The sequence below is a fragment of the Massilimicrobiota sp. An105 genome, assembly GCF_002161155.1.
GTDB classification, from domain to species: domain Bacteria; phylum Bacillota_I; class Bacilli_A; order Erysipelotrichales; family Coprobacillaceae; genus Allocoprobacillus; species Allocoprobacillus merdigallinarum.
On sequence record NZ_NFLY01000018.1, the window covers coordinates 19,444 to 45,705 of the forward strand.

General features: G+C 33.0%; 23 protein-coding genes. 17 read left to right on the forward strand and 6 right to left on the reverse strand.

Annotated features, from left to right (window positions below; all coding sequences use genetic code 11):
- The first annotated feature begins 8 nt into the window (after positions 1-8).
- The 6 genes from gltB to carB all read left to right on the forward strand — a co-directional run bounded on the left by gltB (position 9) and on the right by carB (position 12,073).
- On the forward strand, positions 9-4,490 hold the full coding sequence (gltB, locus tag B5E48_RS06620; RefSeq protein WP_206407327.1) for a glutamate synthase large subunit: 4,482 nt from the start codon (positions 9-11) through the stop codon (positions 4,488-4,490).
- Positions 4,491-4,501: 11 nt separating this feature from the next.
- Positions 4,502-5,956, forward strand: coding sequence for a glutamate synthase subunit beta (locus B5E48_RS06625; protein WP_087304527.1), 1,455 nt, complete (start codon positions 4,502-4,504; stop codon positions 5,954-5,956).
- Between the two features lie 25 nt (positions 5,957-5,981).
- Positions 5,982-7,220, forward strand: a complete 1,239-nt coding sequence (locus tag B5E48_RS06630) for an ammonium transporter (RefSeq protein ID WP_087304528.1) — start codon at positions 5,982-5,984, stop codon at positions 7,218-7,220.
- 13 nt (positions 7,221-7,233) lie between these two features.
- The gene (locus B5E48_RS06635) at positions 7,234-7,581 is read left to right on the forward strand and encodes a P-II family nitrogen regulator (RefSeq protein WP_087304529.1); all 348 of its coding nucleotides are present in this window, start codon (positions 7,234-7,236) and stop codon (positions 7,579-7,581) included.
- A gap of 225 nt (positions 7,582-7,806) precedes the next feature.
- Positions 7,807-8,886 carry a carbamoyl phosphate synthase small subunit gene (locus B5E48_RS06640; RefSeq protein WP_087304530.1) on the forward strand — a complete coding sequence of 360 codons (1,080 nt, stop codon included), beginning with the start codon at positions 7,807-7,809 and terminating at the stop codon, positions 8,884-8,886.
- Positions 8,879-12,073, forward strand: a complete 3,195-nt coding sequence (gene carB, locus B5E48_RS06645; RefSeq protein WP_087304531.1) for a carbamoyl-phosphate synthase large subunit — start codon at positions 8,879-8,881, stop codon at positions 12,071-12,073. Before B5E48_RS06640 ends, carB begins: the two co-directional genes overlap by 8 nt.
- Before the next feature lie 96 nt (positions 12,074-12,169).
- Here carB and B5E48_RS06650 read toward each other — a convergent pair whose 3' ends face one another.
- From B5E48_RS06650 to bilS, 6 genes are all read right to left on the reverse strand, one after another.
- Positions 12,170-13,960 carry an ATP-binding cassette domain-containing protein gene (locus tag B5E48_RS06650; RefSeq protein WP_087304532.1) on the reverse strand — a complete coding sequence of 597 codons (1,791 nt, stop codon included), beginning with the start codon at positions 13,958-13,960 and terminating at the stop codon, positions 12,170-12,172.
- Positions 13,961-15,949, reverse strand: coding sequence for an ATP-binding cassette domain-containing protein (locus B5E48_RS06655; RefSeq protein ID WP_087304533.1), 1,989 nt, complete (start codon positions 15,947-15,949; stop codon positions 13,961-13,963).
- A gap of 69 nt (positions 15,950-16,018) precedes the next feature.
- Positions 16,019-16,435, reverse strand: coding sequence for a hypothetical protein (locus B5E48_RS06660; protein ID WP_087304534.1), 417 nt, complete (start codon positions 16,433-16,435; stop codon positions 16,019-16,021).
- A 442-nt stretch (positions 16,436-16,877) separates the two neighbouring features.
- Complete coding sequence (locus tag B5E48_RS06665; RefSeq protein WP_087304535.1) at positions 16,878-18,104, reverse strand: MFS transporter; 1,227 nt, start codon at positions 18,102-18,104, stop codon at positions 16,878-16,880.
- A complete protein-coding gene (locus B5E48_RS06670) occupies positions 18,094-18,948 on the reverse strand; it encodes a zinc dependent phospholipase C family protein (RefSeq protein WP_087244749.1) in 855 nt (284 codons plus the stop codon). Before B5E48_RS06670 ends, B5E48_RS06665 begins: the two co-directional genes overlap by 11 nt.
- A 136-nt stretch (positions 18,949-19,084) precedes the next feature.
- Positions 19,085-19,576: a flavodoxin family protein BilS gene (gene bilS, locus B5E48_RS06675; protein ID WP_087304536.1), complete on the reverse strand. Its 492-nt coding sequence runs from the start codon at positions 19,574-19,576 to the stop codon at positions 19,085-19,087.
- Positions 19,577-19,738: 162 nt separating this feature from the next.
- Between bilS and B5E48_RS06680 the strand changes: the two genes are divergently transcribed.
- From B5E48_RS06680 to B5E48_RS06725, 11 genes are all read left to right on the forward strand, one after another.
- Entirely contained in the window at positions 19,739-20,635 is an 897-nt protein-coding gene (locus B5E48_RS06680; protein ID WP_087304537.1) for a D-alanyl-D-alanine carboxypeptidase family protein, read from the forward strand.
- A gap of 10 nt (positions 20,636-20,645) precedes the next feature.
- The gene (locus tag B5E48_RS06685; protein ID WP_087297395.1) at positions 20,646-21,155 is read left to right on the forward strand and encodes a dCTP deaminase/dUTPase family protein; all 510 of its coding nucleotides are present in this window, start codon (positions 20,646-20,648) and stop codon (positions 21,153-21,155) included.
- A complete protein-coding gene (locus B5E48_RS06690) occupies positions 21,156-22,286 on the forward strand; it encodes a CapA family protein (protein WP_087304538.1) in 1,131 nt (376 codons plus the stop codon).
- Positions 22,287-22,399: 113 nt separating this feature from the next.
- Positions 22,400-22,987 carry a hypothetical protein gene (locus tag B5E48_RS06695; protein ID WP_087304539.1) on the forward strand — a complete coding sequence of 196 codons (588 nt, stop codon included), beginning with the start codon at positions 22,400-22,402 and terminating at the stop codon, positions 22,985-22,987.
- Between the two features lie 51 nt (positions 22,988-23,038).
- Complete coding sequence (locus tag B5E48_RS13715; RefSeq protein ID WP_164483584.1) at positions 23,039-23,179, forward strand: hypothetical protein; 141 nt, start codon at positions 23,039-23,041, stop codon at positions 23,177-23,179.
- A gap of 26 nt (positions 23,180-23,205) precedes the next feature.
- Positions 23,206-23,769: a sugar O-acetyltransferase gene (locus B5E48_RS06700; RefSeq protein WP_087244743.1), complete on the forward strand. Its 564-nt coding sequence runs from the start codon at positions 23,206-23,208 to the stop codon at positions 23,767-23,769.
- 68 nt (positions 23,770-23,837) lie between these two features.
- A complete protein-coding gene (locus B5E48_RS06705) occupies positions 23,838-24,188 on the forward strand; it encodes a DUF3784 domain-containing protein (RefSeq protein WP_087304540.1) in 351 nt (116 codons plus the stop codon).
- Positions 24,189-24,211: 23 nt separating this feature from the next.
- The gene (locus tag B5E48_RS06710) at positions 24,212-24,631 is read left to right on the forward strand and encodes a hypothetical protein (protein WP_087246078.1); all 420 of its coding nucleotides are present in this window, start codon (positions 24,212-24,214) and stop codon (positions 24,629-24,631) included.
- Between the two features lie 23 nt (positions 24,632-24,654).
- The gene (locus tag B5E48_RS06715) at positions 24,655-25,116 is read left to right on the forward strand and encodes a hypothetical protein (RefSeq protein WP_087246076.1); all 462 of its coding nucleotides are present in this window, start codon (positions 24,655-24,657) and stop codon (positions 25,114-25,116) included.
- Between the two features lie 14 nt (positions 25,117-25,130).
- Positions 25,131-25,577 (forward strand): hypothetical protein, encoded by a 447-nt coding sequence (locus tag B5E48_RS06720; RefSeq protein WP_005330834.1) that lies wholly within the window; start codon positions 25,131-25,133, stop codon positions 25,575-25,577.
- 34 nt (positions 25,578-25,611) lie between these two features.
- On the forward strand, positions 25,612-26,070 hold the full coding sequence (locus B5E48_RS06725; protein ID WP_087304541.1) for an HIT family protein: 459 nt from the start codon (positions 25,612-25,614) through the stop codon (positions 26,068-26,070).
- Positions 26,071-26,262: the final 192 nt, after the last annotated feature.

Sequence of the window (26,262 nt, forward strand, 5' to 3'; positions counted from 1 at the left end):
ATGATTTGATGAAAGAGTATAATCAGGGATTGCATCATGTCAGAGAACATGATGCCTGTGGTATTGGCGCTGTCGTTCATATTGATGGACGACAGGATTATCAGGTTATTGATCAGGCACTTACAATTGTTGAAAAACTAGAACATCGTGCTGGAAAAGATGCCAGTGGAGAAGTCGGTGATGGGGTTGGAATCTTATTACAGATTTCACATCGTTTCTTTAATAAAGTTGCACATAATCTCCATATTGCTTTGCCTCAACCATATGATTATGCAGTGGGAATGTTCTTTTTGCCACAGGAAACACTGACAAGACAAAAAGCTATGAAAACTTTAGAACGCATTGTCATGAAACATCAGGCCACATTTCTAGGGTGGCGAGAAGTGCCATGTCATGAAGATATCTTAGGTCAAAAGGCTAAGGATTGTATGCCTTATATTATGCAATGCTTTATTGAAAAACCTAAAACTTGTCAACGAAGAATGGACTTTGAAAGAGTATTATATGTGATTCGTCGTGAATTTGAAAAATCTTCACCACAGACATATGTGGTTTCATTATCTTCATCAACAATTGTCTATAAAGGGATGTTTCTTGTTCATCAATTAAGACAATTCTATGATGATTTACAAGATCATGATTATCATAGTGCCATAGCATTGGTTCATTCACGCTTTTCTACCAATACCAATCCAAGCTGGCAAAGAGCACATCCTAATCGTATGATTGCTCATAATGGAGAAATTAATACAATTAGAGGTAATGCGAATCGTATGCTGGCCAGAGAAGAAACATTAGATTCAAAGTATTTTTCATCAGATATGACAAAGGTTTTCCCAATTGTTGATGTACATGGTTCAGATTCAGCCATGCTAGATAATACATTAGAGTTCCTATATATGAATGGGATGCCATTAGCTAAAGCTATGATGCTATTGATTCCAGAACCATGGAAAAATACAGCCATGTCACAAGAGAAAAAAGATTTTTATCATTATTATGCGACAATGATGGAACCATGGGATGGACCTGCTGCTATTTTGTTTTCTGATGGTATTTCCATGGGAGCCACTTTAGATAGAAATGGTTTAAGACCATCACGTTATTATATTTTAGATGATCAGACTTTGATTTTATCATCAGAAGTTGGCGTTTTAGATATTGATGAAAGTCATATTGTGAAAAAATCACGTCTTCAACCAGGAAAAATGTTATTAGTAGATACTCAAAAACAGCAGCTGATTGAAGATGATATATGTAAAATGAGCTATGCTAAAGAACATCCTTATGGAGAATGGTTGGATTATTATTTATTACATTTAAAAGATTTACCAGCTCCAGATAAAAAATCACATATTCATAGTCAAGGTGATCGTGATATTTTATATAAAATTTTTAGTTATACATATGAAGATGTCAAAGATATGATTTTACCTATGGCGAAAAATGGTGTAGAACCTACAGCATCCATGGGAACAGATATTCCACTGGCTATGTTGAGTCAAAAACATCCAACATTATTCCATTATTTTAAACAACAGTTTGCGCAAGTGACCAATCCACCTATTGATTCTTTACGAGAAGAAGTCGTTGTGGATACAACAGTATACTTAGGATCTAATGGAAACTTATTACAGGATCAATCTGATAATTGTCAGGTCTTAGAAATCAATAATCCGATTTTAGACAGTCGTGATATGGATAAACTCAAACAGTTAAATTGTGATGGTTTCCATAGCCAAGTCATTTCTTTATTATATTATAAAGGGATTTCCTTAACAGAAGCTTTAGATCAGTTATTTCTTGATTGTGATAAAGCTTATCGTCAAGGTGTCAATATCTTAATTCTTTCTGATAAAGGTGTCGATGATAATCATTTGGTTATCCCTTCATTACTGGCTGTTTCAGCTGTAGAAAGTCATTTGGTGAAAACTAAAAGAAAAACAGCGATGTCCATTGTCTTAGAAAGTGGTGAGCCACGTGATGTTCATCAATTTGCCTGTTTATTAGGTTTTGGTGCTACAGCTATTTATCCATATCTGGCCCATGAATGTATCATGGAAATGATTCAGCTTAATATGTTGGATAAAGAGGAAAATAAGGCTATTGAAGATTATAATCATGCCATCTTAAAAGGTATTGTCAAGATTGCGGCGAAGATGGGTATTTCTGCTTTACAGTCATATCAGTCTGCACAAATCTTTGAAGTTGTCGGTTTAAAAGAAGATATTATGGAAAACTATTTCCCTCATACAGTTTATCGTGTGGGAGAAAAAGGTTTGACAGATATTGAAAATGATATTCGTTACTATCATGATCATGCCTTTGATCCATTAGGATTAAAGACAGATACATCGTTGAAAAGTTTAGGTTTTCATAAATTTCGACGTGGACCACAAAGTGAAGTTCATATGTATAGTCCAGAAACAATTGTTTTACTTCAAAAAGCGACTCAAAGTGGAGATTATACATTATTTAAAGAATATTCACGTCAGTTGGAAAGTCAACCCTTTGCTTTACGTCATTTATTAGAATTTGATATGACACAAAGACAATCTATTCCTTTAGAAGAAGTAGAAAGTGTTGATGATATTGTCAAACGTTTTAAAACAGGAGCGATGTCTTATGGTTCTATTTCTAAGGAGGCACATGAATGTTTAGCTGTGGCAATGAATCGTTTAGGTGGAAAATCGAATTCTGGTGAAGGTGGAGAAAATCCAGACAGATTATATACTGAGGCGAATAGTGCTATTAAACAGGTGGCTAGTGGACGTTTTGGTGTTACAAGTGAATATCTGGTGAGTGCTAAAGAAATTCAAATTAAGATGGCACAAGGCGCAAAGCCGGGAGAAGGTGGACATTTGCCAGGACAGAAAGTCTATCCTTGGATTGCCAAAACACGTTATTCAACACCAGGAGTGACTTTAATTTCACCACCACCACATCATGATATTTATTCTATTGAAGATTTGGCACAATTGATTTATGACCTGAAAAATGCCAATCGTGATGCACGTATTTCTGTCAAACTTGTTTCAGAATCTGGAGTTGGAACGATTGCATCCGGTGTTGCGAAAGCTGGAGCTGAAGTCATTTTGATTTCTGGTTATGATGGAGGAACTGGGGCAGCTCCGCAAAGTTCGATTCATTATGCAGGATTGCCTTGGGAACTGGGATTGGCAGAAGCACATCAAAGTCTGATTGAAAATGATTTAAGAACGCGTGTTGTTTTAGAAACGGATGGAAAATTAATGACAGGAAGAGATGTTGCGGTGGCTGCATTATTAGGTGCAGAAGAATTTGGCTTTGCGACAGCCCCATTAGTTACAATGGGCTGTGTCATGATGCGTGTCTGCAATCTTGATACTTGTCCAGTCGGTATCGCAACACAAAATGCTGAGCTTAGAAAACGTTTTAAAGGAAAACCAGAATATGTTATGAATTTTATGAAATTTATTGCTCAGGAACTCCGTGAAATTATGGCACAGCTGGGATTCCATAGCATAGATGAAATGGTAGGACATATGGAAGTTCTGAAAGTCAAACCAGAATATCAGGAATTAGAATCATTCTTTACAAAAAAGGATCTCAATGTGCATTTCCAAAAAGAAAATGTTTTTGATTTCCACTTAGAAGATAGTCAGGATTTAAAAGTCTTGTTACCAAGATTCCTTTCTTATCTGGAAACAAAACAGCCACATCAGGAGACAATACATATTTCCAGCCTTGATCGTAGTTTAGGAACATTGCTGGGAAGTGAAATCACAAAACGTTTCCAAAACAATCTGCAAGATGATACTTATCAGATTGAATGTATTGGTGGAGCCGGACAATCATTTGGAGCCTTTATACCAAAAGGTCTCACAATGCAAGTTGAAGGAGATGCCAATGATTATTTTGGAAAAGGATTATCTGGTGGAAAACTGATTATTCATCCTTCTTCAAATGCTCAATTTGTGGCTCAAGATAATGTCATTGTTGGAAACGTTGCCTTATATGGAGCAACATCAGGAGAAGCCTATATCAGTGGTCGTGCTGGTGAACGTTTTGCGGTCCGTAATTCTGGTGCGATTGCTGTGGTAGAAGGCTGTGGTGATCATGGACTTGAATATATGACTGGTGGAAAAGTGGTTGTTTTAGGAAAAACAGGAAAGAACTTTGCGGCAGGAATGAGCGGGGGTATCGCTTATGTCTTAGATAAAGATCATGATTTATATTTACGTTTAAATAAAGAATTAGTCACAATGCAGGAAGTCAAACAGCATAAGGATATAGAAGATTTAAAATTGTTATTACAAAAACATGTGCAATATACAGGGTCATTACTGGCTAAAGATATCTTGGAAAGTTTTGAAGCATGGATACCACATTTTAAAAAGATTGTGCCAGTTAATTATGCGTGTATGTTAGATAATATTGAAAGCTTTGAAAAACAAGGCTATTCACATGATGAGGCTGCATTAATGGCCTTTAAAGAAGTTCATCAATAGGAGGGTAATGTATGGGAAAAGCTACAGGATTTTTAGAGTTTGATAGAGAAGATAATTTCACTGAATCACCAGAAACAAGAATCGCTGATTTTCAGGAATTCCACATCCCTCTTTTGGATGAAAAACGTCGTCAGCAAGGAGCTCGCTGTATGAATTGTGGTGTTCCGTTTTGTCAATCAGCTATTGAAATCAATCATATGGTTACAGGTTGTCCTTTACATAACCTGATTCCAGAGTGGAACGATGAAATCTTTCACCATAATGATGAACGTGCACTTTCACGTCTATTAAAAACAAATCCCTTCCCAGAGTTTACAGGACGTGTGTGCCCCGCATTATGTGAAAAGGCATGTGTATGTGGATTGCATGGAGATGCCGTGACCATTAAAGATAATGAATTATTTATTATTGAAAAGGCTTATCAGAATCAATTGATGAAAGCTGAAAAATCATCTGTATGTTCATTTAAAAAAGTAGCTGTTATTGGCAGTGGTCCTACAGGATTAACGGTAGCCTATAAATTAAATCAACGTGGACATCAGGTCAGTGTTTTTGAAAAAGATGATCGTTTAGGAGGATTATTGATGTATGGTATTCCTCAAATGAAACTTGAAAAACAGATTATTGAACGTCGTATTCAATTAATGAAAGAAGAAGGGGTTCAGTTTTATACCAATGTTCATGTTGGACAAGATATAACGAAAGAAGAATTATTAAAAGAATATGATGCAGTTGTGTTATGTTGTGGAGCGAAAAAAGCACGTGATTTAAATGTACCAGGGAGACAAGCTAAAGGAATTTACTTTGCAGTGGATTTTCTCAAAAGCGTAACACAAGATTTATTAAATCAAAGTCCTTTACGTATTGATGCTAAAGGAAAACATGTGGTTGTTGTAGGTGGTGGAGATACCGGTAATGACTGTGTAGGAACATGTATTCGTCAGGGATGTGCATCAGTTACACAACTAGAAATGATGCCATGTCCACCTCATCAAAACACACGTCCTTGGCCAATGTGGCCAGATGAATTGAAAACAGACTATGGACAAGAAGAAAGTCTGGCTGTTTTTAAGAAAGATCCACGTGTTTATGAAACAACGATTAAAGAATGTATTGAAGAAGATGGACAACTCAAAGCTGTGAAAACTGTTCAGGGGAGAATGGTTGATGGTCAATGGGTTGAAAAAGAAGATAGTGAAAAAATAGTAAAGGCAGATTTATTGTTGATTGCGGCAGGATTTGTAGGTATTGAAGACGATATCAAAGAACAGTTTGATTTATCGGTAAATCAACGTCAAGTTGTGACGACAATGCCAAAGAGTTATGCGACAAAGGAAGAGAAGATTTTCGTTGCAGGGGATATGCATCGTGGTCAATCTCTTGTTGTTTGGGCTATCGCTGAAGGTAATGAATGTGCCAAAGAAGTTGATCAATACTTAATGGGATATAGCTATATGAATGAATAATAAATAAAGTTAGGGGGTCTATGATATGAATTCAGGGGATATTGGTTTTATGTTAATATGTAGTGCCCTGGTGTTATTAATGACACCGGGACTTGCATTCTTTTATGGTGGACTTGTTCGCCGTAAAAATGTTGTCAATACAATGATGACTTCTATATTTGTCATTGGGATTGCAGCAGTGATGTGGGCATTATTTGGATACTCACTGGCTTTTGGAAATGATCACTTTGGAATCATTGGAGATTTCAGCTGGTTAGGTCTACAGGGCATCGAAGGAAGTACAACAGATTATGTATCCACAATTCCTCATTTAGAGTTTGCCATTTTTCAAATGATGTTTGCCATTATTACACCAGCTTTAATTACTGGAGCAGTTGCTGGACGTATGAAATTTAAAGCTTTGTTTTTGTTTATTATTCTTTGGTCAGTGATTGTTTATTATCCAATGGCTCATATGGTTTGGGGCCTTGGTGGTTTTTTAGCGAAGATTGGTTCAATAGACTTTGCTGGTGGAAATGTTGTCCATATCAGTTCTGGTGTCAGTGCGCTGGTTTTATGTATTGTTTTAGGAAAACGTAAAGATTACTTACGTGTACAATATCATGTGCATAATATTCCATTTGTTGTCTTAGGTGCTAGCTTACTTTTATTTGGATGGTTTGGCTTTAATGCTGGAAGTGCCTTACAGGCTAATGAATTAGCTGTTCATGCTTTTATGACAACAGGTCTATCAGCAGCTGCTGGAATGATATCATGGATGCTGATGGATGTATTCATGAGTGGAAAACCAACGTTGGTAGGAAGTGTGACAGGTATGGTTGTCGGTCTTGTCGCTATTACACCAGGAGCAGGATATGTGCCTATCTGGGCATCTATCATTATTGGATTGGTTGGTAGTCCTATCTGTTATCTGATGATTTCTAAAGTGAAACAGAAATTAGGTTATGATGATGCTTTGGACGCTTTTGGATGCCATGGTATTGGTGGTATCTGGGGTGGAATTGCGACAGGGTTATTTACTCAGACTTCTATTAATGATGTTGCTAGATGGAATGGTTTATTCTTTGGTGATACTCAATTGTTTTTAGCTCAATTAGCAAGTATTCTTATTACGATTGCAGTGGCAGTGGTAGGGACATTGATTTGTATTGCTATTGTCAGATGTTTCACAACCCTTCGTGTCTCTAAACAAGAAGAACAAAAAGGATTGGATATTTCTGAACATCAGGAAAATGCTTATCCGTCTTTTAATGGATTAGATTAGGAGGAAAGTGAATATGATTAAAGTTGAAGCAATTGTAAGAGAAGAAAAGTATGAAGAAGTCAAAGAAGCACTTGCTCGTATCCAAGTCAATGGTATGACAGTATCTCAAGTGATGGGATGTGGATTGCAACATGGCTATACAGAATATGTTCGTGGTCAGGAAGTTGAAGTGAACATGTTACCAAAAATTAAATTTGAAATTGTTGTCAGCAGTGAAGAATGGGCTGAAAAAACGATTGAAGCGATTTGTCAGGCGGCTTATACTGGAGAAGTAGGAGATGGTAAGATTTTTACTTATAAGCTTGATAATGCTATGAAAATTCGTACGCGTGAAACAGGGGAAAAAGCAATTAATGAGTAATGATTAATAATTTAAAATTATGATAATAAAAAATTATGAAAAAATATCTTGATAATTATGTTAAATTTGACTATACTATACAAGAATAAATAGAAAGGAATGAGAATTATGGTGGGAAAACAAGTTATGGATACAACGATTGTTAGAACATCTTTTTCTCATTTTTTATATTTCTAAAAACATATCTTTTATGGATATGTTTTTTTATGATATAAGGAGGTAACAATGAAAGCATATTTGATATTAGAAGATGGACATGTCTTTGAAGGTGAACATTTTGGTGGTCATAAGGAAGTCATTAGTGAGTTTGTCTTTAATACATCTATGACAGGATATCTGGAAGTCTTAACAGATCCTTCATATGCTGGACAAAGTGTTGTGATGACATATCCATTGATTGGAAATTACGGTGTTTGCTTGGAAGATCAGGAATCAAGACAACCATATGTAGAAGGTTTTGTTGTGAATGAATTGGCAAGATTAGGCAGTCATTTTAGAAAGAATATGGATTTAGAAGATTATTTGAAGAAACATGATATTGTGGGAATTCAAGGTGTTGATACACGATATATTACAAAATTAATCAGAAATAAGGGTTGTATGAATGGTTTGATTACAACACATCACTATGATGATTTAAGTGATGTTTTAAAACGAATTCATGAGTATAAAGTTTCTGGTGTTGTGAAACAAACAACATGCTGTGAACCTTATGTTTTGGGTCAAGGAAAATATAAAGTTGCCTTATATGATTTTGGTGCCAAGAAAAATATTGCGAGAGAATTGGTGAAAAGAGATTGTGAAGTGACAGTTCTCCCTGCACATACACCTGCTCAAATTATTCTTGATGGACATTTTGATGGGATTATGCTTTCTAATGGGCCTGGTGATCCATCTGAATGTTTAGATATTATTGACAATATGAAAATATTAAGTCAAAGTGAAATGCCTATTTTTGCGATTTGTTTAGGACATCAGTTGATGGCTTTGGCGCACGGATTTGAAACAGAAAAGATGACATATGGTCATCATGGAGCTAATCATCCAGTTAAAGACTTAAACACAAATCGTGTGTATATTTCTACACAAAATCATAATTATGTCGTCAAAGATGAATCTTTGGATCCAACAGTCGCAAAAATGTGGTTCCAAAATGTCAATGATGGCACATTAGAAGGTATTGAATATTTACAAAAACCTATTAAAACAGTGCAGTTTCATCCAGAAGCATGTGCTGGACCATTAGATACATCATATTTATTTGACGAATTTATCAAAATGATGGGAGGAAATCAAAATGCCTAGAAATCATGATATTCAAAAAGTATTAGTGATTGGGTCTGGACCAATTATCATTGGGCAGGCAGCAGAGTTTGACTATGCTGGAACACAGGCTTGTAGAGCCTTGAAAGAAGAAGGAATAGAAGTTGTCCTTATTAATTCTAATCCAGCCACAATCATGACAGATAAAGATATTGCTGATAAGGTTTATATAGAACCATTAACTGTACCAGTTGTGAAACATTTAATTGAAGTTGAAAAACCAGATAGCATTTTACCGACACTTGGGGGACAAAATGCTTTAAATATTGCGATGGCTTTAGCTGATGAAGGATTTTTAGACAAACATCATGTGCGTACTATTGGAACTTCAACAGATACAATCAAACTGGCTGAAGATCGCTTAGAGTTTAAAACATTAATGGAAAAGATTGGAGAACCATGTGCAGCATCAATTGTCGTGAATCATGTAGATGAAGCCATTGAGTTTGCAAATAAAATTGGTTATCCAGTTGTTGTTAGACCAGCATATACATTAGGAGGAACAGGTGGTGGAATTGCCGATAATGAAGAAGAACTTCATCATATCTGTTCTAATGGATTACGTTTATCACGTGTGAGTCAGTGCCTCATTGAAAAAAGTATTGCCGGATGGAAAGAAATTGAATATGAAGTGATGCGTGATGGACATGGCAACTGTATTACAGTATGTAATATGGAAAACCTTGATCCAGTTGGTGTACATACGGGAGATAGTATTGTTGTGGCACCAAGTCAAACTTTATCTGATAAAGAATATCAGATGTTAAGAAGTTCGGCTTTAAATATTATTACAGCCTTAAATATTCAAGGTGGATGTAATGTGCAGTATGCTTTAAATCCAGATAGTTTTGAATATTGCGTTATTGAAGTTAATCCACGTGTTTCGCGTTCTTCAGCTTTAGCTTCAAAAGCAACAGGTTATCCAATCGCCAAACTGGCAGCGAAAATTGCTTTAGGTTATACATTGGATGAAATTAAAAATGCAGTTACTGGAAAAACATATGCTTCTTATGAACCGACGTTAGATTATATTGTTTGTAAGATTCCAAAATGGCCATTCGATAAATTTGTTGGGGCATCTAGAAAACTAGGAACACAGATGAAAGCCACAGGAGAAGTCATGAGTATTGCTCATAATTTTGAAGGAGCTTTTATGAAAGCTTTACGTTCTCTCGAACAAAATGTTTATGATTTACATATTCCTGAAGTCGATGGACTTTCATTAGATGAATTAAAAGTCAAATTAAAAGATGTTGATGATCATCGTATCTTTGTAGTAGCACAGGCTTTAAGACAAGGAATGAGTGAACAGGAAATTCATGATATAACACGTATTGATTGCTGGTTTATTGATAAAATCAAACATTTAACGGAAGTCGAACAACAATTAAAAACAGAACCATTGACTGTTGAATTATTAAAACTTGCTAAAAGATTAGAATTCCCAGATCAAATTATTGCTAAGTACACAAATCATACAACTCAAGATATTCATCAAATGAGATTAGATCATCATATCGAAGCTGTTTATAAAACAGTAGATACATGTGCAGCTGAATTTGATGCAACAACACCTTATTATTATTCTGTATATGGAGAACATAATGAAGTTGATCCTCGTGATGATAAAAAGAAAATTATGGTTTTAGGTTCAGGACCAATCCGTATTGGACAAGGGATAGAGTTTGATTATTGTTCTGTTCATTGTGTCTGGGCGTTAAAGGAAGCTGGCTATGATACAATTATTGTGAATAATAATCCAGAAACAGTATCGACAGACTTTGATATTGCTGATCGTCTGTATTTTGAACCATTGACACCTGAAGATGTAGAAAGTATTGTGCGTTTAGAAAAACCAGATGGTGCCATTGTACAATTTGGTGGACAAACAGCCATCAAGCTTACAAAAGCCTTAATGGAAATGGGAGTTCCTATTTTAGGAACATCAGCTGATAATGTAGATGCTGCTGAAGATCGTGAAAGATTTGATGAAATCTTACAGCGTTGTGATATAGATCGTCCAAGGGGTTCAACAGTTTTTACAACAGAAGAAGCTTTAGAGGTTGCTAATCGTTTAGGATATCCAGTGCTTGTCAGACCTTCTTATGTATTAGGTGGAGCTGGAATGGAAATTGCTTTAAATGATGGTGATATCAAGAAATTCATGGGAATCATTAATCGTCAATATCAGGAACATCCTATCTTGATTGATAAATATTTATCTGGTAAAGAAGTCGAAGTCGATGCTATCTGTGATGAACATGGTGTATTGATTCCAGGTATCATGGAACACGTAGAACGTGCAGGAGTGCATAGTGGAGATAGTATCTCAGTATATCCACCACAAAAGATTAAACAGGAAATTAAAGATGTGATTGTGGATTATACACAAAGACTAGCAAAAGCGTTACATGTCATTGGATTGATTAACATTCAATTTATTGTTTATGAAGATCAGGTCTATGTTATTGAAGTGAACCCACGTTCTTCACGTACTATTCCTTATATTTCTAAGGTTACTGATATTCCTGTGGTAGATGTCGCAACACATGTCATTATGGGAAAAACAATCAAGGAACAAGGATATGAATATGGATTGGCTAAAGAAAAAGAAACAGTGGCTATTAAGATGCCAGTCTTCTCATTTGAAAAGATTACTGGTGCAGAAATCAGCTTAGGCCCTGAAATGAAATCTACAGGAGAAGTTTTAGGTGTGTCTAAAGACTTTGATGAAGCCATTTATAAAGCATTTATTGCGACAGGTATTGATTTGCCAAAGAAAAAGAATATTATCTGTACGATTAAAGATAGTGCCAAAGAAGAATTCTTACCAATTGCAAAACAATATCATCAATTTGGTTATGACATTTATGCAACAATTGGAACATTTACGTATCTTATTGAACATGGAATTCCTGCTCATCTTGTCAATTACATTGCTGATAAGAAAAATACAATCTTTGATTTAATGTTAACTGATACAGTTGATTTAATCATTGATATACCAACAAGAAACAATAATTTAAAAGATGGATTTATGATTCGTCGCTTTGCGGTAGAAGCAGGTATTCCAATTTATACATCATTGGATACAGCCCAAGCATTAATCAATTGTCTTGAAAAAAGACATCATGGTGATACATCACTTATTGATATAACAAAAATTTAATAGAACTCAAAAAGGGTGTCATTTTTATGACATCCTTTTTTAAAGGTAAGTGTAAAATTATTTTCTAAACATAATTTGGCACTTACAAGAGTATATCTATTTTAATAATTTATATGGTGGAAATACCTTAATCATTATATAAAATGCAATCAAAATAATCATAAATATTAAGATTAGACAAAAGCTGGCAGCGAGAATCATATTTCCCCATGTCTGAAATGAAAATAACCCAAGAAGCATTAGTATGAGAGCACTCATTACACAGGTACATATAAATGAAAGCAAAAGATGAATTCCTTCTTTATATGTCATTATTTGAATAAGTTGAACAGAGGTGATTCCTAAAGATGAAAGCAATGCAATATTCTGTTGTTCAAGAATAAGGCTATATATTTTATAAATAATAAACGCTATTAAAACAATGACAACAATAATGAAAATATAATTCGAATCAAAGAGTCTTGCAGAATCAACATGAAACATGAGATTATTTTCATCAAGAATATCATAATCTGAAGGAAGAAGTCTTTGAATATTAGATATATCTGATAGATTATGAATATAAACATTGATGCATTGGACGCCTGTCTTTGACAAATCAATGTTAGTTGAGTAAAGATAATCCATGAAGGTTTCATAAGGAATATAAATATTGAAAGATAAATCGAAGTGAGGATTGAGGACCTTACTTGGTTGTATTTCAATTGTCTGATTCTGTTGATCTTTCAGTGTAAAAGAGTCAAAGCTGTTTAAAATGGTATGATAGAGTCCATAGGTCATATAAACATCTTCAACTTCCTTGTGATTGAAACTGGCTGGAAGATTTTCTTGCTCCATGACAGGAATTGTATCCTTTTGATGAGGATAATAAGCTTTGATATATACAGGTGTAGAATCGATATAAGCGGTATATGTGTAATCATTATAGGTTTCATATTCCATAAGCTGTCTTTGTATGAGCGCCTGTTCATAAGGCGTTATGAGTTGAGTATCTTTCTTGATAACGAGGATTGCATGATGCAGGATATCTAAAAGAGGTGCACCCATGATGGACTGATAATTCTGGGAATATGTGAAGATAAGTGCGAGCAATGTACAGATAACTCCAGCAATGGAAAAAAGCATGATGAATTTTGATTTGTATCGGAAATGAGTCAGACTCATATATTTTCTAAGAATCTGAAAAGAGAGCCTAAGAGGAGAGCGTGTATGCTTGATGTGGTTATCCTCTGCTTTTTTTGTAATTTCCAGTTTTTGAGAATGTATCTGATATATGTTGTCAAAGACATCGATAAGACGGGGATCATGAGTTGCAACAAGGACCATTTTCTTTTTTTGATATGCCAGATCTTTAAGAAGTTCAATAATAATCGCAGTATTTGAAGCATCCAGATAAGCTGTAGGTTCATCAAAGATAAATAAATCAGCATCTCTAATCAGACCACAGAGAATGGCCAATCTTTGTTTTTCTCCTCCAGACATGGTTTCAATTGATGTTGAAAGATCAAAATCAAGATGAACCATATCCAGAAGCTTGTGAATATCATCCTCTGTCAGTGATTTATGAGTAAGCATTGCAAAAAATTCAATGTTTTCTTTCAGATTCATTTTCTGAAAGAAACAGACATCTTGGTATACAAAGGAGATATTTTGACATCTTGCCATTGCACGTTGCTTATCATTGTATGCGTTGATATGCATATCATCAAAGACATAGTCAAAATGACAATCCTTTCTTAAAAGTCCAATTTCCTGCAATAAAACTGTCTTTCCTGTACCACTTTCTCCTATGATGCCTGTTATCTGTCCAGAAGGAATATTTATGTCCCCTGATTTGATTAATACTTTGGAAGGAAATGAAAGTTGTATGTTTTTAATTTCAATCATTTAACTCACACCTTTTATATTCCTTTTTATTATCAAGGAAGATAGCACATAGACAAGTCCTATCATAACCAATGCGATAACTGTTGCGACTATTGTATATAAAGATAGGGAAATTGTCATTCTCATGGTAGATAAAATCAGGAAACCATAAATTCCAATCCAGATTACAGTGAGTATAAACCAACCAATGCTCATATATATAAAATCTCTGTTTAGATATTTTTTTATGATTTTTTGATTCAATCCTTCTCTTCTTAGTAATGGAATCTCTTTTTTTCTTGTTTGACAATATGCATATATCAGCATGAATAAAGCAATAAATAAAATGAAAGAAATAACGACAGATAAGGATTGATTTGTTTGAGTCTGTTCATAGAAGTATTGAACATAATCCTGATTGGACAGACTTATATTAGAAGCAAAATAAAGACTGTCCATATCTTCAATAGCAATCTTGATGTCTTCTTCCTTTCCTGCTTCACAGATGATTCTGTATTGTCTAGTTGGATAATCGTCAATATCATACATTGTCTTGAACATATTGATAGGAATATAGATGCGTCCAGCTGCTTGCTGTCTTGTATCTAAAACCTCAGTTGCATCAAGGACCTTGTCAACATCAATGGGAATAGAAAGATCTTTCCTACTAGAGATATAATTCAATTGAGGCATCTTCTCTTCAGATGTTGATGATTCATAGCTATCAACCCAAACAGCATTAAATTCAATGGAAAGCTGTTCTAATGAGTCCAATGAATCCACCTGTGTTTCCAGCATATTATACAGGATATCATTGATATAGATTCCTTCAATGTCATGACCATCATCCTGGATATGCTCTTCAGGATAATAAACTGTTAAATAGATATCACGATTGTATGTTTGAAACGTTGTTGCGATAGTTTCAACTGTGTCAACCAATTGACCATCCTGATAAAGACGAAATGGAGCCATCTGATCAGTTTTGCGTATATCTATGCATGGAAGAATAGCATGAACACCAGGAATGTTCTGGATGGCAGCAAGTTCATCTTCTGAAATATAATCAATTCCTTCAAATTGATAGTGGAAATCAAAAATATTCGAATTTTCTAGGATATAGCGAGGATCTAATTTCTTGACCAGAAACAAAGCCGTATCATCTGAAATCTGTTCAACCTGAGTCGTGCTGTTGAGTGATATGAGTGTAGCTATATTCTGTGCAATCAAGCCTATAGATGCACCACCAATGCATATGCATATGATAAACAGAAATATTAATTTCAGTGACTTATATTTGGCATAATTGATGGAATGAGGCTTCATCATTTTCCTGTGAATCTGTTTTTCTGCTATATTCTTAAACGTTTTCTGTATAAGTTGGTGATCATGAATTTCATAAATGAAATCACTGGTATTGAGAACATCCTCGTCATGCGTAGTCACAATGATACTCATGCCCTGATGAGAGAGTTCATGAAGAATATCGAGCAGAATGGTCTTATGATGATAATCAAGAGAAGCCGTCGGTTCATCAATGAGCAGGAGGTTTTTCTTCATCATGAGCGCTACAGCAATCAAAAATCTTTTTCTTTCACCAGTAGATAACAGCTTTGGTGATTTGTGATAAGGAATATTTTTTAATCGGACTTGTTTCAAATTTTTTATCATTTCTTCCCTAGAAAAAGCAATACCATGAATACGACATTCAAACTCAAAATAGTCTTGTATTGACATGTTCTCAAAAAAATGGCCTTCCTGATCTATATAACTGACTTCATTAAAAAGAAAATCATTTCTATAAGATTCATCAATTATTTGATTATCATAACTCATTATTCCATTGGAATTATTTATTTCTCCAAGAATGAATTTAAGCAAAGTTGTTTTCCCAGAACCACTAGGCCCAGTAATTGATATAAAAGATGAGTTAGGAATTTCAATGAAAGCATCTTTAAAAATAGTTTTACTATCATTGTAGATAATATTTAATTTGTCAATTTTTAACATAATTCTCCCCACCTTATAAACAAGAATAGTGGTCCATCAATACCACTATTCTTATCTTAAAATTAATTTCTAAAGTTCGATATTATCTGAAGCATGGTGCGTAGTACTAGTCAGATCAAAAATATTAGTATAATAAACAGTTACTTTGATTATTGATCCATTAATAACACTTCCCACAGCAGGATTTGTTGTCACACTTTTAAGTTTAACACCAGGCCATGCTGCATTAAAGTGCCCTGTTCCTGTTGCAGAGTCAACAGTAAAACGTCCAGTCGTCATATTATGAGAAATTGTGACTTTTACAGTAACATAACCCCAACTTGGATCGTGACAAGCAACATTAACGGTTTTCGTATATCTTTCAACAGCTTTTGGCTCAATAGTGTTATTATTATTAGCAGCAACAGGACTAATGAAAAGACTTAATACCAAAGAAAACAAAATTATAACAGATGCAAATAATTTGAAAGTTTTTTTGACAATCATATTATTCCCGCCTAACAAAATCCTAAATAAAATAATAATTTAATTAATTTTCATTATTTTTGAAATTTATCCTTTTGCATAATAATAATACTTAACACTGAGCAAAAATCTGTTAGAAAAATAATATATTTCGTTAATGATGCCCTTGCATAAATATAATCCTTTCTCTATTTAAAGTATAGTTTAAATATTAATGTGATTCAATATTTTAAGCATAGAAAACAAAAAATTCATTATATTCTATATTTTAGAAAAATATGTAGTATTCAAAAAATCTATATTCATTCTAAAAATTCTTTTATATCAATATCAAATAATACTAACAGTTCATACTATTGTCTTTTCATTTGACTTACTATCATTATAAATTTTCATGCTTTAAAAAAGCTAGGACAAGATTTATATCGTATATAAAAAAGACTCTATACCAGAGTCTGTCATGTTATTTTTCAGTTTTGATAAAGAAGAACAATCCAATAAGAAACATAATGGCTAATGAACCTACACCTATATTCATCATACCTGTAACTTGAGAAATAAGGGAAACAAGAGTTGTTCCCATAAAAGAAGCACCTTTTCCACAAATATCATATAAACCAAAATATTCACCAGAACGATTGGCTGGAATGATTTTAGCATAATAAGAACGTGATAAGGATTGAATAGCTCCTTGAAAGATTCCAACACCAACAGCTAAAATCCAGAATTGATATTGTTGTTGGAGAGTGATTCCATATAATGCAATAAGGAAATAAGCAAGAATACAAACTTTAATCAGTTTTGTATTTTCAATAAGATTACTTAATTTTCCAAAGATTAAAGCAGCAGGGAAGGCAACAATTTGGGTTAATAACAACGCTAATAATAAACCAGTTGTATCTAAACCCAAAGCAGTTCCATAAGCCGTTGCCATATCAATGATAGTATAAACACCATCAATATAAAAGAAAAAGGCAAGCAAGAAGAATAACACTCTTGGATTATCTTTTAATTCACTAAAAATATTTTTTAAACGTAGAAAGCTGGCTTTAACATAATGGTTTTCTTTTTCTAAATAATATGTTTGATGATATCCTAGAATTAAAGGAACTGACAATAATAACCACCATAAGGCAATCAAAAGAAAACAAATACTCATGGCTGTTTCCATTGTTAATGAAAGTTTTTCATAGAATAATACAAGGGCTAAGCTGGCTATAAAAGGTATACAGCTCCCAATGTATCCCCAGGCATATCCTTTAGCAGAAACATTATCCATACGTTCTGGAGTTGTAATATCTATAAGCATAGAGTCATAAAAAACAAGACTTAATGAATAAGCAGATTTTGCAATCACAAATAAACATAAAAACCATAACCAGGATGAAGTAAATCCAAGTAAAATACAACCCAATGCGCCAATGAGTAAAGCAACCATGAACAGCTTCTTTTTCCATCCTTTAAAATCAGAAGCAGTTCCTAATATAGGACCAAGAATAGCTGTAATGATTGTAGCTATAGATGTTGCATACCCCCAAAAAGCTAAATAGTTTGTTTCAGAAATATGTGCACTGTCAGCTAAGAAATTAAAATAAATAGGCATGATTGTAGAAACAAGTAATGTAAAAGCAGAGTTTCCAATATCATACATAATCCACTTCTTTTCTAAAGATGTTGTTTTAGATGTCATATTCTTTCTCCTTTTCATACGATAATACTGGAATATTTTCCCAACCCTCTTGAGCACTGTAATGTGCTAAAAAATCATGACTGAGTGGTTCGTTTTTTGTTAAGTATGTATAATAATTTTCACTGAGTTCAAGACAGTGTGGAATGGCTTTTTTCATTAATTTTTCTAAACGTAGATTACTATCTTTGCATGCTTCGTGGTCTTTTTGATCCATCAACAATCCACGATAACCTTTATATTTACCTGAAATCAATAAAAAGACTTTCACTAATGTTCTGATGAATGGATTATGACTCGCTAGAAAACGATTATATGTTTTCATGGATTTTAATGTTGATAAAATCTGTTGAACACTAAATTGATTAAAAAAAGTTTGAATCACTTTGGCATTTTCCATAGTGGGATGTAAATGCTGAGTTAAATCTGTGTATAACGGTTTTTGATGATTCTTAATCAATAAATATTTATCCATTTCACATTCAATTAAGGAATGTGAAACATGTGAAGCTTGCATTTTCTTTTCAATATAACTATGACATTCATAGTCCAATGCAAAATGAGCAATAAAACCTAACATATAGGCTATTTTGGCTTCTTTATGACTTTTTTCTAAAATAACATGACGAGAATTTTCAAATAAGTCATAAGCTTTTTGTTTATGCATGGCACTTCCCCAACGATTTAAATCATTATGATGATAAATCTGATAATAGAAAAAAATATCAGGACCATGTAAACCTATTTCATAAAGTTCAATATTGTCTTGAATGATTTTTTGAAGATGGGGTGAATAAACTTTTTTCATTTCTTCCCCAAAACAATAATGTGTATATATGGCTGGCATATATCCCCCTCCTAACGTGTATATATTACCACAAAAATATTAAAAGAATGTAAAAAATACTTAAAAAAATTGTAATATTCATATGATTAAAGAGATAAAAAGATCATCATAAGTATGAATCCTATGATGATCTCGATTATTGAATGACTGAAAGTTGTTGGATAAATGATTGTAAATCCTCTAGGCTAGGATGTGATAATGCCTGATCAAAATTTTCAATCATAGGAATAAATTTTTCCGGCTGTTTTTGTGCCATTTGTTCATAACGTTGTCTGACACTCATAGGCATTTTTCCTTGACACATAAATTGTCCCACAATTTGATTATCATCAGGAATATGAGTTTGGACACGTTTTAAAATACCATCAAAATATTCTTGACTACCACCAAAACCAGCAGTTCCAAATAAAAAGATTTTTTGATGATGGAGTTGTTTTAAATAATCCTGAATTGATTCATCACATGTTCCTTTATCTGTCCAGAAACCAACAAAAATATAATCAGCCATCAATGGTGCCAAGTCAGCCTTTCCATAATAACAACATTCTCCTTTTATATGATTTTTAATAGTTTCAGCCAACATTTGTGTATTTCCTGTTGGACTTGAAAAAATAATAGCATATTGCATAGAAATATCCTCCTTTTTTATGACGATATTATATGAATTCGTGTGAATGTTGTCAAATGAAATAAATTAAGTAAATATTAAGGAATTTTTCGTAGAATTGGTTTATAATGGTAGCTAAGTAAGGGTATAGTTTTAATAAGTCGTTATGTTATGGAGGTAGTCATGAAAAAAATTGTCATAGGGATACTCTCTTTTATGTTTATGTTAACAGGATGTCAATCACAAGACAAGGAAGCTCCTGTTTTAACGTTAACAAAATCAAGAGTTCAAATAGCATTAAATGATACATTTGATTATAGTCTTTATATTGAAAAAGCCAGCGATTTACAAGATGGTGATTTAATGGATCAGGTGAGCTACAGTGATATAGATACATCTACGGTAGGGAAGAAAACTGTCCATTATTCTGTCGAAGATCAGGCTGGAAATAAAGCTCAAAAGGATTTGATTGTAGATGTTGTGGAATATGTGGGGGATTTGATTAATCCTATCACAGCACAGGCGGATATTGTTGAAAATCCTGATGATGTGACTGTTCTTGTCAATAAGTTACATGAAATACCTGAGGGATGGAAGCCTGATGATTTAGAAAAAGTGATTGATTGTAGTCAAAAGTTGCGTCATGAAGCGAATCAGGCATACACGCAATTTTATCAGGCAGCCAAGGAAAAAGGCATTGAGATTTATACCATTTCAGGCTATCGTGAACCAGAAACACAACAGCTTTATTGGGATAATTCTGTAAAAGTGTTTGGCCAAGAGCATGCTATTCAATATAATGCCTATCCTCGTCGTAGTGAACATGAACTAGGCTTATGTGTAGATATATCCTATACTATGGATGGAGATCGTTTAAGTGAAAAAGTGGCTGATAGTCCACTGGGAAAATTCATTGAAAGTGATGCTTATAAATATGGCTTTATTTTGCGTTATCCTCAAGATAAAGTGCGTATTACAGGTTATGGGTATGAACCATGGCATATTCGTTATGTAGGTGTAGATTTAGCTACACAATTACATCAGGAAAACAAAACATTAGAAGAATATTATGAAGGTTAAGGAGAAAAATATGACAACAGCAAAATTTTATAAAGTATCTTATCAACAATTTGAGGAAGCTTATTTAGATTATGATGCACATGCTTCTAAGCAACAGATTCAATCTGTTTATGATTCTATTCAATTACCTAAACGTGCGACTAAAGGTTCAGCGGGATATGATTTTTATACACCTATTCATATATGCTTAAAACCACAGGAAACAATCAAGATTCCAACTGGTATTCGTTGTGAAATGAATGAAAGATGGGTTTTAATGATTTATCCTAGAAGTGGACTAGGATTTAAGTATCGTCTACAATTAAACAATACAGTGGGAGTTATTGATAGTGATTATTTTTATTCAGATAATGAGGGGCATATCTTTATTAAGATGACAAATGATACAAATGAAAATAAAACTGTAGAAGTCTTACCTGGACAAGGGATTGCGCAAGGAATCTTTATGCAATATGGTCTTGTTGAAGATGATGATGCAAATGAGATTCGTAATGGTGGATTTGGGAGTACAACTAAATAAATGAAAAAGATTATCCAATTATTGATATCTGTTTTATTGATTTCTGGCTGTCAAAATACACCAAAAAAAGAAAAAGTTCAGGAACCAAAAAAAGATGATACAGTTTCGTTTGTCGCCGTTGGGGATAATTTAATGCATCAAAGATTATTGGATGAAGCAAAAACGGATGATGATTATGATTTTTCATCCTACTATACAAATATAAAGCCATATATTGAACAGGCTGATTTGGCTTTTGTCAATCAGGAAACAATATTAGGTGGGGGTAAAGCATCTGGCTATCCTTATTTTAATACTCCTGATGCTATGGCAAAGAATTTACATGATGTTGGGTTTGATATTGTCAATGGTTCTACTAACCATGCCTTAGATCAAGGATATGAAGGAATCCAGCATTCTATCCAGGTTTTTAAAAATTATCAGGATATGCATTATATTGGATTATATCAGTCTCAAGAAGAACGTGATCAGATCCAGGTTGTTGAAAAGGATGGTTTACGTATAGCTTTTTTAGCATATAATCAGATGTTAAATTATACAGAAGATTATCCATCTTATTGTATTAATGATTTTGATGAAGAAAAAATGAAAAACGATGTAGAAAATGCAAAGGAGATCAGTGATATTGTGATTGTATCTTGTCATTGGGGTATTGAAAATGATATGGAGCCACAACCATTTCAAAAGAAAAATGCGAAGTTTTTAGCTGATTTAGGTGTTGATATCGTTTTAGGAACACATACGCATACTTTACAGCCTGTAGAATGGATTGAAGGTCAAGATGGTCATCAAACACTTGTAGCATATAGTTTGGGTAATTTTATTAGTGGAATGTTAGAAGAAGATTCTCAATTAGGTGGAATGCTGACATGTGATTTTAAAAAAGATGGAAGTGAGTGGTCTATTCAAAATGTCACTTTAGTACCACTTATGAATCATTATGAAACAACGAATCAAAAGAATATCATTGATACAAGAGAGAAATTTACAGTATATAGATTAAAAGATTATACAGATGAACTTGCTAAAAAACATGCTTTACAAGGATACAATGGGATAACAATTTCAAAAGAACGTATGCAAGAAAAAGTAAAAGAAAGAGTAGGAAGTCATATTCAAATTGATATGTAGGGAACAGAAATGTTCTCTTTTTAAATACAATGATTATAGGAGATTTTGTAAGTGGTGATTTTGTTGAATAGCTTATCTTCTGTTGATATAATATGGGATATAGGAGAAAAAATATGACTAGAAAGAAAATACCTTCAATTGATGAATTAAGAGATTATCGAGAAAAGCAAGAGGCTTATCTTCAAGATTGTATTAAGAATCATAAAACATTTGTTATAACTGGTCCAAAATTTCAAGGAGAGAATATTTGGGTAGCTAAAAGTACCTTGCCTTTAATGGAAGCTGCCAAAGAAGTTGGTGCATCTTTTGAGGAAATATGGCAGTTATGTCGTAAATTAGCAACTCTCACACATGCTCCCATAACAAAAAAAGAATATGAAAGAATGATTCCTTTTTCTAAAAAACCACATACAGTCGATACAGTTTTGCAATTTTTAGAAACAAATATTCCTCAATATAACCAGAAAAGACACTGTTTAGATTTTGATATTGTCGCCTATTTTTATTGTTATGCATTGATTTCACTTTCAGATTATAGACAAGAAGATTGTCAAAAACAATTATGGTATGCTGTTGATGACTTTATGGAAAGAGATCGAAATATGGCTATGGTTTTATTAAGAAACATGAAAGTTTTAGAACCGATACGTCCGTTTTTAACACCAATGAAAGAAAAGTTGGAAAAAGCAACAGAAAGTTAAATATATTTATTGAAAAATAAAGATGAAATAAAAACATATATGTGAGAAGGAATGTCAATAGGAATGTGTATTGGAACATCACTAGGAGTCATTATAGGACTGTTTACTGATAACATTCCTATATGTATATGCTTTGGGATAAGTATAGGTTTATGTGTTGGTTTAGGAATAGATTCTTTAATCAAAAAATAAGTAGTAGTTTAAAATTATAAAAAGGAATGATAAGATTGAAAACAGAAAAAGAAAAAATGATTTCTGGAGAAAAATATAATCCTGCTAATCCCAGACTTGTTCTTGAACGAGCACGAGCAAATAGAATATGTACTAAGTATAATAAAAGAAGTTTTAATGAGATCAATATGAAATCACGATTAATGAGAAAATTAATAAATACTAACGGAAAATTTTGGATTAAACCACCATTTTTTTGTGATTATGGATATAATATTTTCATTGAAAAAAATGTTATGCTTAATTATGGTTGCGTCATATTAGATGTTTGCCCTGTAAAAATAGGAGAGCATACTTTAATAGGACCAAATACCCATATTTATACAGCTTGTCATTCATTAGTTCCAGATGAAAGAATTTCAGATATTGAATTTGGCAAACCTGTAACTATTGGTAAAAATGTATGGATTGGAGGAAATTGTACTATTTTACCGGGAGTGACTATTGGGGATAATTCGGTTATTGGTGCTGGAAGTGTTGTAACAAAAGATATTCCAAACAATTCTATAGCAGTAGGCAATCCGGCAAAAGTGAAATCAAAAAATGAGTGATATAAATTAAAATACTATTAGTAGGTGATAGAAGAAATGAGTAAATTGGAAGTTATCAAGGTGTTTTTATGGAAGGAGTTGAAAATATGAATTTCTTCGAGATAGTCCTTACATTAGCAATTTCTTTGGGGGCAGTAGTGTGGGGTGTGAATATTTATAATCAAAAGGGTACTTGGTTTCTTGCTGGATGGAATACGATGAGTAAAGAAGAAAAAGCAACATACAATGAGAAAGCAATATGTCATTTGTTTGGAAAATGCGTTGTTTTCTGCGGAATAGGAGCATTTCTTTTATTATATGGCAGCTTTAATCACAATGATTTTGTTTTATGTGTTGGACTTGGGATAATTGCAATAATGGTTATTCTATCAATTATAATACCTAAGATAAATCCTAAAAAATATCGTCAATACAAATAGTAATTTATTATTTGGAGGTAATTATGGAAAAGAAAAAAATAGTATGTTTATGTATTATAGCGGTAATAATTGTGGCAATTATAAGTTATTTTATAGGGTACAAGAGAGCTTATGATGATTTTGAAAAAAACTTAGATAATCATAAGGTATCATATCAAACTTTTTATGCAACAATTACGGATATAAGAGATACTAATTTTACAATAGATAATATAGCATTAACAGTAAAAGGCTTAGATATAAACGATATAAACTTTCGTGGAAATTTTGAGTTTATAATTACAGAGGCTACTGAATTAGAATGGCGACATACTAAAATAAATGCTGATGAGCTAGAAATAGGAGATAATATATCAATTATATTTACTGGTAGTATACAAGAAACAGAACCAGCAGAAATAAATGATGTGATTAAAATACAGTTATTAGATGATGAGAAATAGTAAGTTGTAGATTGGAGTTAGTTATGAAAAATGTAATATATATATTAATTCAATGCACTTGGGGATTGCCACAAACATTGTTAGGATTTATAGTATTTTTAATTAATATAAAAAATAAACATTATTTTTATCACGGTGCAATTATTACTGAAAGAAATGTCCCTTCAAGTGTATCTTTGGGAATGTTCGTCTTTACAACAACTAATCCGATGAAAGATAAAAGAACAAAAAATAAGATACCAGATGAAGAATTAAGTAAAAGGCTTTTAGTTCACGAATATGGTCATACAATTCAATCCCTTATTTTTGGACCATTATATTTAATAGTAATAGGGATTCCATCAACACTATGGGGATTTTTGCCATATTTTCAAAATAAAAGAAACAACGGAGTATCTTACTTTAGCTTTTTTACAGAAAAGCTTGCTAATTATTTAGGTGAAAAAGTTACAAAAGAAAAATCAATGGAAAATGCTATTATATAAATTAGAAGTTTGTGATGGTAGATAATATGGAATGGTTTAATGTTTTTGGGCTGATTTTTATTGCAGTCATTATGATACCCAATGTTGTATTTGCGATTAAGTGCAAAGATGGATTTGATAATAAGTGGAACAATAAATATGTTGAGGTCACAGAACAAGTAGGGAGATTGGGTTGTTTCGGATTCATGATAATCAATATTCCGGGAACTTGGTTCGGGTGGTGGTCTGACGAAGCATTTGCACTATATCTGATTGTAGATACCATATTGGTAATGCTTTATTGTGCTATTTGGATTATATGTTTTAAGAAAAACAGCGTTTTCAGAGCATTAGCACTTTCTATTATTCCTTCAATGTTGTTCTTATTTAGTGGGATTATGAGTAGGTCAGTGCTATTGATTATTGCATCAGTATTATTTGCACCAAGTCATATTGTGATTTCATATAAAAATGTAAAATGATATTTACAAATTCCGGTTTAGTGAGGTGATTAAAATGTGTTTAATTTGTGACAGAATAAAAATGATAAAGAATGGTACAAATCCATATTTTGTAAAAGAACTTGAAACTGGTTATGTGGTTATTGGAGATAATCAGCATTTTAAGGGATATACTTTATTTTTATATAAAGATCATAAAAAAGAATTATTTCATTTAGAAACAATCAAAAAAATGAAGTTTTTAGAAGAAATGTCTATTGTAGCTGAAGCAGTTTCTAAAGCTTTTAATGCAGAAAAAATGAACTATGAATTATTGGGAAATGGAGATACACATCTTCACTGGCATTTATTTCCAAGAGTCAATGGTGATTTAGGAAAATATGGTAATAATGGTAAGGGACCTGTCTGGTGGTATCCAATGCAAAAAATGTATGATGATTCTAACTGTCCTACAAATGAAGAATTAAGGATAATGAAATCAAGATTATTAATGGAATTAGATAAACTCTTGTAAATACAGATTTTTAATAAATTCATATGATTATATGTTGACATAATGTGTGAAAAAATGTTTTTAGCACTCTATACTTGACTCTGCTAAAATAGAGGACTATAATATAAATAGAAATAAGGAAAGAGAATAAAAAAGGCATTCCTTACTTCTCATATCAAACATTGTTCATTCTCTAACAATGCTTAGAATTAT

What these genes read in the sequence shown, in the direction of transcription:
- B5E48_RS06705 (WP_087304540.1), top strand. Translation starts at nt 23,838, where the DNA reads ATGGAAGGAGTTGAAAATATGAATTTCTTCGAGATAGTCCTTACATTA.
- B5E48_RS06695 (WP_087304539.1), top strand. Translation starts at nt 22,400, where the DNA reads ATGACTAGAAAGAAAATACCTTCAATTGATGAATTAAGAGATTATCGA.
- bilS (WP_087304536.1), bottom strand. Translation starts at nt 19,576, where the DNA reads ATGCAATATGCTATTATTTTTTCAAGTCCAACAGGAAATACACAAATG.
- B5E48_RS06710 (WP_087246078.1), top strand. Translation starts at nt 24,212, where the DNA reads ATGGAAAAGAAAAAAATAGTATGTTTATGTATTATAGCGGTAATAATT.
- B5E48_RS06670 (WP_087244749.1), bottom strand. Translation starts at nt 18,948, where the DNA reads ATGCCAGCCATATATACACATTATTGTTTTGGGGAAGAAATGAAAAAA.
- B5E48_RS06690 (WP_087304538.1), top strand. Translation starts at nt 21,156, where the DNA reads ATGAAAAAGATTATCCAATTATTGATATCTGTTTTATTGATTTCTGGC.
- B5E48_RS06720 (WP_005330834.1), top strand. Translation starts at nt 25,131, where the DNA reads ATGGTAGATAATATGGAATGGTTTAATGTTTTTGGGCTGATTTTTATT.
- B5E48_RS06680 (WP_087304537.1), top strand. Translation starts at nt 19,739, where the DNA reads ATGAAAAAAATTGTCATAGGGATACTCTCTTTTATGTTTATGTTAACA.
- B5E48_RS13715 (WP_164483584.1), top strand. Translation starts at nt 23,039, where the DNA reads ATGTCAATAGGAATGTGTATTGGAACATCACTAGGAGTCATTATAGGA.
- carB (WP_087304531.1), top strand. Translation starts at nt 8,879, where the DNA reads ATGCCTAGAAATCATGATATTCAAAAAGTATTAGTGATTGGGTCTGGA.
- B5E48_RS06630 (WP_087304528.1), top strand. Translation starts at nt 5,982, where the DNA reads ATGAATTCAGGGGATATTGGTTTTATGTTAATATGTAGTGCCCTGGTG.
- B5E48_RS06660 (WP_087304534.1), bottom strand. Translation starts at nt 16,435, where the DNA reads ATGATTGTCAAAAAAACTTTCAAATTATTTGCATCTGTTATAATTTTG.
- B5E48_RS06635 (WP_087304529.1), top strand. Translation starts at nt 7,234, where the DNA reads ATGATTAAAGTTGAAGCAATTGTAAGAGAAGAAAAGTATGAAGAAGTC.
- B5E48_RS06650 (WP_087304532.1), bottom strand. Translation starts at nt 13,960, where the DNA reads ATGATTGAAATTAAAAACATACAACTTTCATTTCCTTCCAAAGTATTA.
- B5E48_RS06665 (WP_087304535.1), bottom strand. Translation starts at nt 18,104, where the DNA reads ATGACATCTAAAACAACATCTTTAGAAAAGAAGTGGATTATGTATGAT.
- B5E48_RS06655 (WP_087304533.1), bottom strand. Translation starts at nt 15,949, where the DNA reads ATGTTAAAAATTGACAAATTAAATATTATCTACAATGATAGTAAAACT.
- B5E48_RS06640 (WP_087304530.1), top strand. Translation starts at nt 7,807, where the DNA reads ATGAAAGCATATTTGATATTAGAAGATGGACATGTCTTTGAAGGTGAA.
- B5E48_RS06700 (WP_087244743.1), top strand. Translation starts at nt 23,206, where the DNA reads ATGATAAGATTGAAAACAGAAAAAGAAAAAATGATTTCTGGAGAAAAA.
- gltB (WP_206407327.1), top strand. Translation starts at nt 9, where the DNA reads ATGAAAGAGTATAATCAGGGATTGCATCATGTCAGAGAACATGATGCC.
- B5E48_RS06715 (WP_087246076.1), top strand. Translation starts at nt 24,655, where the DNA reads ATGAAAAATGTAATATATATATTAATTCAATGCACTTGGGGATTGCCA.
- B5E48_RS06625 (WP_087304527.1), top strand. Translation starts at nt 4,502, where the DNA reads ATGGGAAAAGCTACAGGATTTTTAGAGTTTGATAGAGAAGATAATTTC.
- B5E48_RS06685 (WP_087297395.1), top strand. Translation starts at nt 20,646, where the DNA reads ATGACAACAGCAAAATTTTATAAAGTATCTTATCAACAATTTGAGGAA.
- B5E48_RS06725 (WP_087304541.1), top strand. Translation starts at nt 25,612, where the DNA reads ATGTGTTTAATTTGTGACAGAATAAAAATGATAAAGAATGGTACAAAT.